The organism is Chryseobacterium sp. NRRL B-14798, assembly GCF_050470705.1.
Lineage (GTDB): Bacteria > Bacteroidota > Bacteroidia > Flavobacteriales > Weeksellaceae > Chryseobacterium > Chryseobacterium cupriresistens.
In genome coordinates this window covers 2,612,422-2,626,523 of record NZ_JBFLUL010000005.1, presented here as the reverse complement: position 1 = coordinate 2,626,523, position 14,102 = coordinate 2,612,422, and the positions used below count along the sequence as shown (strand labels likewise).

Below are 14,102 nucleotides of genomic sequence, written 5' to 3'. Positions count from 1 at the left end.
AAAAGACACAAAGTTTTTAACCAAATAAATTTTTAGAGCAAATTTTTATGCGGAATAAGTACGCATAAGTTTTGCTAAAATCTTTGATTTTCAACTTAGTGTGAACTTTTTTTGCAGCATCATTTTAAACTTGCTTCATTGAACTAAAATGTATTAATATATAAGCTTTTGTGACTTTTGTGGTTTGTAAAGTTTTAAAATTTATAAAAAACCTTTTTGAGCTATGCCCAAAAAGGTTTTCGATTGATTGAATGTTCAAAAATGCCAACTAACCAGGCATTCTATTAAAAATGTTGAAAATTTTTCCCCAGATGTTCCTCTATCACAAAGAACGGATCTTCCGTAAGGGTGTGTGCTCTCATATCGATAAGACTTACTTTGCTCATCATACGAAGCATGATCCTTCTTTCACATGGCTGTTCTACACCGTCAATATTTCTTATTCCCGCACGGAAGGCCGATCTTCCATGAGCACATAAGTGATTATTAACAAGAATAACATCACCAGCCTGAGGAGTAAATCCTGAATAAATCAAATGTCGGGCTTCTTCCCAGAATTCATGCAGTGTATTCTGCGCTTCATCAGACTGTCTGATGCTGGAATTGAAAAGCTGTTCAGCAGCATCGAATCTCATGAAAGGAAGGCTATAATTGCCATACAATACAGAATCCAGGGTTTCTTCTTCACTGTTTCCCGTTTCCAGGTTGGCGTCTTTCGGAATTTTATAAATAGGATCAAAAAGTGCTCTGTACTTTTCCCCGATAGACTCATGAGAACGGATGGAATATAGCGTTGAAGGAACCTGCTCTTCGTTTCTCACATACATAAAGCTTAAAAAATCAGCCTGATGTTTCAGAAAAGCGTCTTCCGTATGGACATATAAATCTGTAGAAGATCCTGATCCTGTCTGTGTTTCTTTCATTTTTTCATCAGGAATGATGGCATGGATCAGTCCGCCGCCTTTACGCTGTGAATAATATTGTACCGGTTTTGATGGAAGTGCGCCATGGATAAGGGCACATGCAAAGCCATATAAATTAAATTTTGAATAATCGGCCGCCTGCCAGTTGGGAGGAGTAGAGCCTATATTCTCCTGATCGATATCCATGAGTCCGGTAAAGATCAGTGCACCATATTGATTTTTTGAAAAGTCACTCGCAAAATCAGCCGCTATATTTAAAATTCTCTCTGGTAAAAAATAAGACGCCAGCTGATGTACATGTTTTATAAAATCACGGTTTTCATAAGTGTCGTACTTTTTCTGAAGATGCAAAGCCGCATCTTTTATCATTCTTCTTTCCTGAGAGGTGACTTCTATGACCGTAGGAAGCAGTTTTACAGCTGTTAAACAGTCTTTATCTAAAATTTCTGTAGAATTCATTAAAAAAAATTTGGTGTTAAGTAATAATTTTTATCTTTGTTTTTAATTATTCTAAATAACAATAGCCGAGTCAAATTTAGTAATAATTACGTAATCACCAAATAAAATATAATAAAAAATGCAAAATTTAAAAACCTGACTATCAGATATATATAACCATATATCGAAAAAACCACAACAATTCACAGATTAAAAAAATCACATTACAAAACTTTTATGAACAACAATTTAATATCCCTTGAAGAGCTCACAAGCACAACTTCACCTCATGTTTCGGGGAATTTTGGGAATATTTTTCACCCTGACAATTATGATCATTATCGTAATGCTGTCAACAGTACTTTAGACCTGGTTCAGGAATTTCTTCACAGAAACAACAAGCCTTTCAGTGGTATAGAAGCCAAAACAATGAAAGGAATGGTACAACAGATTGATCTTAATCAAAAACTTTCCAACTATAATGAGCTGCTGGCTGAAGTAGATGAAATCTATGTGAAACATGCCACCGCTTTTCACCTCCCACAATATGTAGCTCATCTTAACTGCCCGGTAGTAATCCCGGCATTGGCAGGAGAAATCCTTGTAAGTGCTATCAATTCTTCTCAGGATACTTATGATCAGAGCGCGGGAGGAACCTTTATGGAAAGAAAACTGATCGACTGGACTGCGGGTCAGATCGGATACAATACCAATGAAAGCGATGGCGTTTTCACCGCAGGAGGCTCACAGAGTAATCTGATGGGATTGGTCATGATGCGTGACTGCTTTTCTCAGAAAAGATACAATCACAATATTAAAATGGATGGTCTGCCAGCGGAGGCAAGCCGTTTCAGAATATTCGTTTCCGATAAATCTCACTTCAGCAATCTGAAAAATGCTTCCATTATGGGATTGGGTGAGAAAAGTATTGTTAAAGTTCCGACCGATGAACGTTTCCGTATGGATATTTCTCTTTTAAAGAAATACATTAAGAGGGAAGAGCAATTAGGAAATATTCCTATCGGAATTGTAGCGACAGCCGGAACTACAGACTTTGGAAACATTGATCCACTGGATGATATTGCCAATATTGCAGAACACTATAACATCTGGATGCACGTAGATGCAGCATATGGATGTGCCTTACTATTAAGTGAGAAATACCGTGACCTGATTAATGGTATTGAAAGAGCCGACTCTGTAACGATTGATTACCACAAGTCATTCTTCCAGCCGATCAGCAGCAGTGCTTTTATTGTGAAAAACAAAAAAGAACTGTTGATTCTTAAGCACCACGCCGATTATCTGAATCCGAAAGAAATGGATGAAGAAGAAATTCCGGCACAGATCAATAAATCCATTACGCAAAGTACCAGAAGATTTGATGCGTTAAAACTTTGGTTTACCCTAAGAATGATGGGGAAAGAACAATTGGCAGAATATACAGATACCGTGATCGATCTTACCAAAGATGCTGCAGCGATGATCTCTGAAGATGCTGATTTTGAACTCCTTTCAGATTCCGACTTGAGTGTTCTTGTTTTCAGGTATGTAAATCCGGAAATCAGTGATCTGAATGCCTTGAATCAATACATCAAGATGAAATTGTTCTACAGCGGAGAAATCCTTGTAGCCAGTACAAAGGTTGACGGTAATTTCTATCTGAAATTCACGTTCCTGAACCCGATTACGACTACGGAAGACATTCATCAAATACTCACCACAATCAAAAAGCATGGGAAAGACTTTAATTCAGAAAAATAAAACGGGAGAAAAAGCCCGGGAAATTACTTTCAGAATTCTGTTGAACGGAATGCTGAGAGAACTGGGAAACGGAAAATTCTATCAGGGCGTTCCGAAATATGATCTTCTTACAGCAAAGGCTCTTCAGAACAGTGATTATTCATTGTTTATGAGATTTGAAATGAAAAAAAGCGGACTGTTTTTATTTGCTCCGGTTTCCTATCGTTCCGAAACTCTTTTTCATGAATACGGATCTGTTTTGTGGGCGGTAGATCATCAAAACCAGGAAGTTTTTGAAGTGAATGATCAAAAGCTTACTGAACTGGTTTACAAAGAACTTTCTGAAACTACAAATGAAACGGGTTTCAGAAACTTTGTGGAAAGAATTCAAAGCAGCTTAAGAAATCTGGAACTGACAACAGAAGCCTGTCTTCAGGATGATCAGCTTTTAACGTATTCTTTCCTTGAATCTGAGCAAATGCTTCCCGCAGGCCACAATCTGCATCCTTTCACCAAATCAAGAATGGGATTTTCTGAGGAAGAACAGTTGTTATACGGCCCTGAATTCGGAAAAGGATTCCAGCTGGACTATTTCCTGATTCATAAAGACTGCATCACGGAAAAGTCACTTCCAAGAATTTCTGCAAAAGAAATCTTTGAAAAATGGACTTCACTGCCAGAAAGCTACGATTTTGAAAACATCAATGATTTTTACATCGTTCCATGCCATCCATGGGAGGCACAATATCTTTTATCAACAGCAGAATACCCTGAAATGCTGGGTTCCGGTAAGATCATTCATATCGGACCACTAGGTGAGGATTTTTATGCAACATCCTCCATAAGAACGGTATACAATCCGGATTTCAGCTGGATGTTGAAATTCTCTCTGCATGTTTTAATGACAGGCTCCGTGAGAGCCAATAGTTTAAAAGATCTCAACAGAGGATATGCTTCCGCTATCTGGTGGCAGCAGGAAAAAGCCTCATTTGAAAATGACTTTCCGAATTTTAAACTATTGCTGGAGCCTTCCACATTAAGCGTTCATTATGAAGGGAAGAATATGGACAGTCTGAATATACTGCTCCGTGAAAATCCTTTTTCCAATGAAGATAAAGTGATTCTATTGGCAAGGCTTTGTCAGGACGAATCTACAGATGGATTCAATTTTACGGCGCATTTCTTTAAGAATGTTGCGAATCAATTGGGTGTAGATGCAGAAAAAGCAGCTATAATCTGGTTTGAAAAGTATGTAAATCTATTGCTTTCTCCTTTAAACAGATTGTACAATCAATTAGGCATGGCGCCGGAAGTTCATCAGCAGAATCTGCTTGTACAATTGGATAATCAATTGCTTCCTCAATCTATTTATGTGAGAGATGGACAAGGTTATTTAATCAAAGAAACTTTCAAAGGACAATATGAATCTTTGATCAAAGATTATCCTGAAGTGGAAGATCTTTTTATCAGAGATGAACGCCTTCTGGATATTGTTTCTCACCATCTTCTCGTAAGCAATCTAAGTGCTCTGATCGCTTCATTAGGTAAAACAGGATTGGTGAAAGAAAGAAGATTAATCCATATTCTGTACAGGGAATTTGAAAATCTTCATGACAGTGAACCTTCATCTTTAACGGATTATGCTTTGAATCAAAGATATTGGGCCGTAAAATCAAACCTTCAGTCGGCGGTTGCTGATGTAGACGGAGGCGTGAATGCTTCTTCAATTTCTTATGCTAAAGTTCCGAACCTTCTTCACAAACATTTCTTTTCGGATCAGTTAATCAATCCGCAGGGAACAGAGGTTTTCTTCAAAAGGTATTTCCAGAAAGAGGATGTTACTATGAGTATGCGTCCTATAGATCTTGAAAATGACCTTGAAATGCTTCATGAATGGTTCAACCGTGAACATGCCGTAAAAATCTGGCAGATGAACTGGCCTATTGATGAGCTGGAAACCTATTACAGACTGATGCTTCCAAGTGATGAAGCCCACAGTTACATCATCGCAGGAAACGATGAACCTTCATGCAATATCGAGGTGTATTGGGCTTGCAGAGATATCGTAGGCGATTATTATGAAGTATTGCCAACAGATTACGGAACGCACCAGTTTATTGCACCGACTGATCCAAAGAAAAAATTCGTTTCTCCATCCACACAATCTATGGTGGATTATGTTTTTGCACAGCCACAGGTAGGAAAAATGGTTGGCGAAGGATCTGTAGACTCTCTTGCTTCTATGATGAACAAGGCCCACGTAGGTTTCAAAGTAGAAAAAGTAATTGAAATGCCTCATAAAAAAGCCAATCTGAACTTCTGTTACAGAGAATGGTACTGGGAAAAATTCCCCCAGAATAAAGAGGTACAAATCACCACAAACATCACAAAAAATGACTAACGAAGCCGTATACAATGTAATAGGCATAGGGATTGGCCCTTTCAATCTGGGACTTGCCGCATTATCCAATCCGATTTCGGAACTGAAAACCCTTTTCCTGGACCAGAGAGATGGTTTCGACTGGCATCCGGGACTGATGATCGACCATGTAACCCTGCAGACTCCATTTTTATGCGACTGCGTATCCATGGCCGATCCAACAAATCCTTTAAGCCTTTTGAATTACCTGAAAGAAACCGGAAGACTGTATAAATTTTTTATCAGAGAAGACTTTTTCATTCCGAGGAAAGAATACAACCGTTATTGTCAATGGGTGATTGAACAGCTTCCGCAATGCCGTTTTTCTACTCAGGTAGTGGATATTACGTATGAAGACGGTTTATATCATGTGACTACGATTCACACCAAAACCAAAGAAACTACGGTTTTCAAAACGGAAAGATTGATTTTAGGAACAGGGACACAACCTCATATTCCTTCTTTCATTCCGAAGGATGATTCCCGTGTTATTCATACCAGTTCTTATCTGTATAGAAAAGAGGAATTGTTATCTCAAGGAAAGAAAATTGCCATTATCGGATCCGGACAGAGTTCAGCAGAAGTTTTTTATGATCTTCTTCAAAACAGAAATGAAGAAACGCATCTTGGCTGGTATTCCCGTCCCGACAGATTTTTCCCTATGGAATATTCTAAACTGACACTGGAGCTTACTTCACCAGATTATGTAGACTATTTCTATAACAGAAGCGAATCTGCAAGGAAAACCATTTTAAGCAAACAGCAAGCTCAGTTTAAAGGAATCAATTATGATCTGATCAATGATATCTATGATTTTATTTATGATCTGAATATCGATAATGCGGATCCTAATCTTAAAATTATTCCTAACAGCCAGCTGAACAGAGTAGACAACAGTAATCCGGATTTCATCAATCTTGAGTTTACCCAACTGGAACAGGAAGTTCCTTATGATCAGGAAGCGGATTATCTGATTCTGGGAACCGGATACCGTTATCACGAGCCTGGGTTCCTGAAGAATATTCAGGATAGAATCAAAAGAGATTCCAGCGGATTGTTTGATGTCAACAGAAATTACTCAATAGACCACAACGGAGGCGAAATCTATGTGCTTCATGCTGAAGTGCACACCCACAGCTATATTTCTACCGATCTGGGAATGGCTGCGTACCGTAATTCTTACATCATCAATGATATTCTGGGAAGAGAGCATTATAAAATTGAAAAGAAAATTGCTTTCCAGGATTTTGATGTAGAAAAATATGCTGATTTACCAACTGCCAAAATTTAATCAAAAAATGAACACCAACTTAAAAAATACAATAAGCCAGGAAAACTGGAATCAGGCTAACAGAAACCTAATGGCCAAAACCATCGCAGAACTAATGCATGAAGAGCTTCTGAAACCTGTCGTAACCTTTGAAGATCAGGACGGATATACAGTTTTCAAGCTGGAAACAGGATTTGAAAATATTTCATACAGCTTCCGCGGACAGGAAAGAATGATGGATTATTGGCACATCGATAAAAACAGCATTACAAAAACCGAAAACGGTAAAGATCTGTCTTCGGTAGATGTAGCGGCCTTCTTCCTTGAAATGCAGTCTGTTTTTGATTTAGATCCTTATACCATTGCAAGATATACGGAAGAATTACTGCATACGCTGTATTGTGATGCTTTAATTTTATCCAAAGGAGTAATGTCTTCAAAAGACCTTGCTGATGCAGATTATCAGACGGTAGAGCACAATATGACCGGACATCCTTGGGTAATTGTGAACAAAAGCCGATTAGGTTTTTCTCCAAGAGATCTGAAAACATTTGCCCCTGAAGCCGATGAGAATCTAAAAGTGATCTGGCTGGCTTCCCATAAAAGCAGATCTTCATTCCAGTCTCTGGAACATATTGACAGAGAGCAGTTTTATCGTTCCGAAATAGGAGCCCTGCTGTATAATGATTTTCAGCAGCAACTGATCAGCGAAGGAAAGATTGTTGAAGACTATCATTTTATTCCTGTACATCCATGGCAGTGGGAGCATAAGCTTCAGATTCATTTTGCCGGGGATATTGCTTCCGGACTTTTAATACAATTGGGTGAGGGTAGTGACACCTACAGTCCGCAGCAGAGTATCCGTACTTTATTCAATGTAGATCATCCTAAAAAGAGATACCTTAAAACGGCGGTTTCTATTCTGAGCACAGGGAATATCAGAGGATTATCGCCCAAGCAGATGAAAATTGCTCCTGCTATTACAGATTGGGTAAAAGGCTTAATTAAAGATGATGCTTACCTTGAGAACAAAGAGACTATTTTCCTAGGAGAAGAAGCTGCCATCACTTATTTACATCCACAATATGGAGCTATTGCCAGCGTACCTTACCAATATAATGAATTCCTTGGCGCATTATGGAGAGAAAGTGCTGAAAATTATCTGAAAGAAGATGAGCAAATGGTAACCATGGCTTCTCTGCTTTATGTAGATGAAAATGGAGTTCCATTAGTTCAGGCATTTGCAGAAAAAGCGGGTGTAAGTATCAAAGAATGGATTGAAAGCTATCTTGATGCTTATCTTACCCCATTATTACACATTTATTACACGCATTCATTATGTGTAACACCGCACGGAGAAAACATTATGGTGGTTTTGAAAAACGGAGTTCCGAAGAGAATCGTCATCAAAGACTTTGTGGATGATATTGTACTTACTACAGAGGCCAGAGAAAAGCTTCCTGCACATCTTGCAGACGGTTTGATCCAGTCTTCCAATAAAGAAAATATCCCATTGTTTATTTTGCTTGGAGTTTTTGATGCCTTCTTCAGATACCTGTCGAATGCTTTACATACGTATTCCAACTTTAATGAAGAGACGTTCTGGGAACTGGTTCACAACTGTGTAGAAAATTATAAAGCTGAGAATACCCACCTTCAGGAACGTTACGAAAAGTATGACCTGTATGTTCCGGCATTCAAAAGATTCTATATCAACAGTCTGCGTCTGAAAAATAACGGTTACAGTGAAAACAAGGCATTTGCCATTCCGAGAAAAGACGGAGCACTGCCTAACCCGCTGTATCAGATTGCCAATAGAAATCCAGTAGCAGCAGTATGAGGAAATTCCTGCATATCTTAAAAGAAGGAGCGGTTTTTACGTATGGAGCCATAGCCGGAAAGAAAGTTGAACTGACTTCCGGAAGTATCAACCGTTCCATCTTTAGTCTTGCCATTCCCATGGTGATGGAGCTTGTGATGGAGTCTGTTTTTGTGAGTGTCAATCTATTGATTATCGCAAAATTAGGCGACAAGGTTCTTGGGCTTGTGGGAATTACAGATAACTACATCAACTTTGCCTATGCCATAGCAGTAGGTTTGGGAATTGCAGCAGCAACCCTTACCGCCAGAAGAGCAGGCGAAAAAGATAAAGAAGGAATGGGAAGAACAGCCCAATACATCATCTTGCTGGCTCTGTTTTTTGCAGTGCTTATTGGTGGGGTTTCCAGCTTTTTTGCATCAGAAATTGTTGATTTTCTGGGAATCAATGCCAGTACGGTAACCGAAGGAGTTTCTTTCTCAAGACTGGTCTTCCTGAGTATCGGGCTTGTGATTCTCCGCTTGTCTGTGAATGGACTTTTCAGAGGGGCTGGTGATGCTGATATTGCCATGAAATCACTTTGGATCTGTCATATTTCGAATATCATTTTTGCAGTGATCCTTGTTTTCGGATTAGGATTTATTCCTGCTTTCGGATTGATGGGATTGGCGTATGCTACGGTTTTATCAAGGACATTAGGAGTTGTATATCAGGCATTCATATTCGCCACAGGAAAAACCAGCATCAGCATCAGAGTTCCTTTTCAGCTTGATATTCCATTGCTGCAGAAGATTCTGAAACTCGCCTTTGGAGGATTGGTTCAGTATATCATCCCAACATCCAGCTGGCTGATTATGGTGAAGATCATCTCCACTTTCGGAACTACAGCCCTTGCAGGATATATTATTGCCCAGCGTATTGCTTCGGTAGCCACGATGCCTGCCTGGGGAATAGGAAATGCTGCCGGAGTGCTTACTGGTCAGAATCTGGGTGCCGGAGAGCCGGAACGTGCTGAAAAAACAGTTTGGAGAGCCGGAACGATCAACATGACGTATCTGGTGATCGTAGCTCTATTCTGGCAGATTGCAGCGGAATATGTGGTGAAATTTTTCACTACAGAATCAGAGGTCGCAAGATATGCTGTGCAGTATATCCATGTGGTATCAATGGCTTATCTGCTGTTAGGATTTACCATGGTCATCAGCCGTGCCCTGAATGCTGCTGGAAATATTATGCAGGTTACACTACTTTATATCGTCATGTTTTATGTGATTCAGCTTCCTATGGCTTATCTCTTGGGGGTAAAGCTTCATTGGGAACTGACAGGAATATTTACCGCTATCGTTTCTTCGGAAATTGTCTTAGCAGTGTTATTCCTGATGATTTTTAGAAATGGAAAATGGAAAACTATAAAAATTTAAAATGAACACTACAGAAGAATTTTATGAAATTATCGCCTCTGCCATCGCCATAAAGAAAGAATTGGTAGATGAAAAACTAACGTATCAGGAAATCCCGGAATGGGATTCTATGTCTCATCTTCTTATTGTAGAAGCGCTTGAACAGTTTTATCAGATCAAGTTTGATTTTAACGATATTCTGGAGATGGGAACCGTCGGAAAGATTCGCGAAAAAATGAAAAAATACGATGTATTCGTAGAAAACTAAGCCTATGAAAATTTTAGAAAATGTAATTGCCAATAAGAACTTAAGGTTTACAGATGCTTCCACCGGTACAACAATACCGGTGGGAACACTGTACCGGTCTTTAGGCTTAAACCCGGTAGAAAAAGGGTTACTCTTTTTATACAATGATAATCAGCTTCCAAGCATTGAAGTGCTCCTCAATTTTTATGGAACAGCACATACCATTGCGTTACTGGGACAGAAACTTCATGAGGAATTTAAAGAACGTATTGAGGCAGAATACCGTCCGAAATACATCTTTGATCCACAAAGGGAAACCATTGAAGGATACTCTCTGAAAGCATTCTCAGACAACATCAGCATCTTCGCAAAGGATGATTATAAGAGTGAAGTTACCATTCATCCTGACATCAAAATCCTTTTGAGTACTTCAGGGACAACAGGTGTTCCGAAACTGGTTAAGTTATCTGATGAAAGCCTTTATCAGAACGCATTGAGCATCCTTCAGTACATGCCGATTCAGGGAACAGATGTGGTTCCTTTAAACGTACCGATCAACTTTGTATACGGATTCTCTATTTTCACGACCAACTGTATGCGTGCCGGAAGAATCGTGTGTACGGATAAAGACATTATGCAGAAAGCATTCTGGGATGAAATGGAGGAATACGGTTACAGTACTTTGGGTGGAGTTCCCTTTCTTTATGAAAATCTGAACAGAATTGGATTTTTCAGAAAAGATTCTCCAAGTCTCAGATATTTTACCCACACCGGAGGCGTGATTAACGCGGAATTGAGAAAAATCATTTTCTCTTACTGCCATGAGTTTAAAAAAGATTTCTTTGCACAATACGGACAGACAGAAGCAGGAGGAAGAATGGCTTACCTAACCACAGAAGGATTGCTGGAAGAAGAAACATCAATTGGAAATGTGGTAGAAAGAGGAAGCTTCAAAATTGATCCTGAAACGGATGAATTGCTGTTTTCTCATGTCAGTATTTTCGGAGGGTATGCGAATAAACTGGAGGATCTTGCCACTTATGAGCAGCCCTCCGTACTGCATACTGGAGATACCGCCAGAAAAGGTGAGAACGGAGTTTATTATATCACAGGTAGAATAAAACGTATCATGAAGCTTTTCGGAATACGTCTTAATCTTGATGAGGTAGAGTTTATCCTTAAAAATGAAATGCAGGGCAATACTTTCGTATGTCTGAATGCCCATGATAAAAAAATCGTGGTATTGTATGACAATCCGGAAATAGATCCTCAGATCATCACCGAAACCATTAAAAATAAACTGCGTATCAACCCGCAGTATGTACGCACAGAACGTATAGAATCATTCCCATTATCACAAAACGGTAAAATAAATTATCCTCTGTTACAAAACCTACAGCATGAAAACATCTAAAACCCTTATATTACTTCTTGGTATTGCTTTATCTTCCAACTCGCTTTCTGCACAACAGGGCGACAGGATTCATGGCAAAATCATGCTGTCTGAAAAAGCACCGGTAAAAAACGCTGTTTTAAGGCTTGTCAACACGCCTTACCAGGCAAAAACCAATAATTTAGGAGAATATTACTTTGAAAATGTGCCACCTGGAGAATATACGCTTCAGGTGGTTTTAAATGATATCGAACTGATGAGGGAACCCATCCAAATTCAGAAAGATGTCTATGAAATCCCTGCAATCTATGCCCCGTTACACAATAATGTAATTGAGGGAATTACCGTATATGCAGTAAGCAGAAATAAATTTCTGGATAAAGACAGTACTTCAGTGGCCAAAATGCCTTTGAAAGTTCTTGAAAATCCACAGGCTTATACAAGCATCAACCAGCAGATCATGAAAGAACAGCTTACTTACGATATTTCGGAAGTATTGAAAAATGTTCCGGGTATGGTAAAAATGCAGGGAAGCCCGGGAAGAGGTTCCGGAGACGGAAGTTTTTACTACAGCCTCAGAGGTTTTCCTACCAAAGTATCGATGGTAGATGGTGTACCAGCCAATACCAATGGTGAGATTGATCCTTCCGATATTGAACGTCTTGAAGTCATCAAAGGACCTTCAGGAACGTTGTATGGAGGTTCTGTAACTTCCTTTGGAGGTTTGATTAACGCAGTAACCAAAAAACCGAAAGATTATTTCGGAGGAGAAGCTTCTTATCTGATGGGAAGCTACAATCTGAACCGTGTTACCGCTGATGTTTACGGCCCGATTACAGAATCCAGAAATATGTTATTTCGTTTGAATGCAGCCTATCAGTATCAGAATGGTTTCAGAGATTCCGAATTCAGAAAATCATTCTTTGTAGCCCCAACTGTAAGCTACCAGGTTAATGAAAGATTGAAATTTAACCTGGGAGCTAAGATTTATAATTATGAAGGAACTAATACTCCGATTATTTTCCTTCCGAGAACAAGGCAATATTTTGCCCATAATCCTGATGAACTAGGCTTTGACTGGAAAAGATCATATTCCAACAATGATATGACCTTAAAAGCTCCGTCTATTAATGTAAAAGCAGAGGCTAATTACAAAATTTCGGATCACTGGACTTCGCAAACCTTGCTTTCAAGAAACTTCAGAAAAACGGAAGGATTATATCAATACCAGTTTATCAGAGGGACAACCAGTGATGCCCTGCTGGAACGTAATGTACAGTGGCAGAACTCTGAAGCTTCTTCTACAAGTGTTCAGCAGAACTTCAATGGACAATTTAATATCGGGAAAATTAAAAATAAAGTATTGATCGGATTGGATTATCTGAATCAGACAATCAATAATAACCATTCTCCAATTGTAGTCTTTGATAATGTCAACGGACAAAGCTTAGAAGGATACCCGAATATTTCTAAAGATCTTGCCCTTCAAAAAATCCAGGCATTTACACAGGCAGCCATTCAGGCAGGTAAAACACCTTTGGTGAGAAATAATTCTGCATCCAACCTTTATGGAGCCTATATTTCAAACGTCACTTATATTACGGACCGTTTGATTACGCTTTTAAGCTTACGTATGGATCATTATGAAAGTAAAGGACAGCTTAACCTCAATGATAACAAGCGTACGGGCGATTTTAACCAGACCGCATGGTCTCCAAAAGTTGGAATCGTATACCAGATCCTTAAAGACCAGTTATCTGCTTATGGTAATTATATGAACGGCTTCAGCTATACAGCTCCTGTTACCCAGCAGTTACCGGACTATAACGGAGATATGAAACCACAGATGGCCAATCAGTGGGAAGTAGGAATCAAGGGAAATCTTTGGAGAAACAAAGTGAGTTTCACGGTTGGATACTACGATATCCTTGTCGATAATATCCAGAGAGGAAGTGGCGTAATCCGTGACGGAAAAGAATACAATATTGTTGTTCAGGATGGAAAGCAAAGAAGCAAAGGGATTGAAATCGAAACCATCATGAACCCTGTTCAGGGATTAAATATCATGGCCGGATATAGCTACAATCACAGCAGATATGAAAAGGCTGATCCCGCTGTAGATGGGCGCCGTCCGGAATCTGCAGGTCCTGCCAATGTATTCAATTCATGGATCAGTTATATTCTTCCGATCAAAGGACTTCAGGGACTAGGAATTGGTTTCGGGGTAAATCGTGTTGGAAAACAGATTACCGGAAATAAAGTGGTTACCGGACAATTTGTATTTCCTGCCTATACTTTAGTGAATGCTTCCATTTCTCTTGAAAAAGAAAGATACAGATTAGGGTTTAAAATGAACAACCTGGGGAATGCACAATATTTTGCAGGGCAGGGAGTGGTAGTCGCTCAGATGCCTCGTAATTTTGTTGCTGAGGTAAGCTTTAAATTTTAAG

General features: G+C 39.2%; 9 protein-coding genes. 8 read left to right on the top strand and 1 reads right to left on the bottom strand.

The annotated features are described in order from the left end of the window. Window positions 1-284: 284 nt before the first annotated feature. On the bottom strand, window positions 285-1,382 hold the full coding sequence (locus tag AB1278_RS12260) for a TauD/TfdA family dioxygenase (RefSeq protein WP_110011213.1): 1,098 nt from the start codon (window positions 1,380-1,382) through the stop codon (window positions 285-287). A gap of 216 nt (window positions 1,383-1,598) precedes the next feature. Between AB1278_RS12260 and AB1278_RS12255 the strand changes: the two genes are divergently transcribed. The 8 genes from AB1278_RS12255 to AB1278_RS12220 are packed head-to-tail and all read left to right on the top strand — an operon-like array spanning window position 1,599 to window position 14,101. Beyond that, window positions 1,599-3,125, top strand: a complete 1,527-nt coding sequence (locus AB1278_RS12255; RefSeq protein ID WP_429814626.1) for a pyridoxal phosphate-dependent decarboxylase family protein — start codon at window positions 1,599-1,601, stop codon at window positions 3,123-3,125. Continuing rightward, window positions 3,097-5,505 (top strand): GNAT family N-acetyltransferase, encoded by a 2,409-nt coding sequence (locus tag AB1278_RS12250; protein ID WP_429814623.1) that lies wholly within the window; start codon window positions 3,097-3,099, stop codon window positions 5,503-5,505. The genes AB1278_RS12255 and AB1278_RS12250 overlap by 29 nt, the downstream gene beginning before the upstream one ends. Continuing rightward, a complete protein-coding gene (locus AB1278_RS12245) occupies window positions 5,498-6,814 on the top strand; it encodes a lysine N(6)-hydroxylase/L-ornithine N(5)-oxygenase family protein (RefSeq protein ID WP_429814620.1) in 1,317 nt (438 codons plus the stop codon). The genes AB1278_RS12250 and AB1278_RS12245 overlap by 8 nt, the downstream gene beginning before the upstream one ends. Window positions 6,815-6,821: 7 nt before the next feature. Continuing rightward, the gene (locus AB1278_RS12240) at window positions 6,822-8,633 is read left to right on the top strand and encodes an IucA/IucC family protein (protein WP_429814617.1); all 1,812 of its coding nucleotides are present in this window, start codon (window positions 6,822-6,824) and stop codon (window positions 8,631-8,633) included. Then, on the top strand, window positions 8,630-10,033 hold the full coding sequence (locus AB1278_RS12235; RefSeq protein WP_343638432.1) for an MATE family efflux transporter: 1,404 nt from the start codon (window positions 8,630-8,632) through the stop codon (window positions 10,031-10,033). Before AB1278_RS12240 ends, AB1278_RS12235 begins: the two co-directional genes overlap by 4 nt. Before the next feature lies 1 nt (window position 10,034). Next, window positions 10,035-10,280: an acyl carrier protein gene (locus AB1278_RS12230; protein WP_002979498.1), complete on the top strand. Its 246-nt coding sequence runs from the start codon at window positions 10,035-10,037 to the stop codon at window positions 10,278-10,280. Window positions 10,281-10,284: 4 nt separating this feature from the next. Beyond that, window positions 10,285-11,673 (top strand): AMP-binding protein, encoded by a 1,389-nt coding sequence (locus tag AB1278_RS12225; RefSeq protein WP_343638427.1) that lies wholly within the window; start codon window positions 10,285-10,287, stop codon window positions 11,671-11,673. Continuing rightward, window positions 11,660-14,101 carry a TonB-dependent siderophore receptor gene (locus AB1278_RS12220; protein ID WP_429814612.1) on the top strand — a complete coding sequence of 814 codons (2,442 nt, stop codon included), beginning with the start codon at window positions 11,660-11,662 and terminating at the stop codon, window positions 14,099-14,101. The genes AB1278_RS12225 and AB1278_RS12220 overlap by 14 nt, the downstream gene beginning before the upstream one ends. The last annotated feature ends 1 nt before the right edge of the window (window position 14,102 follow it).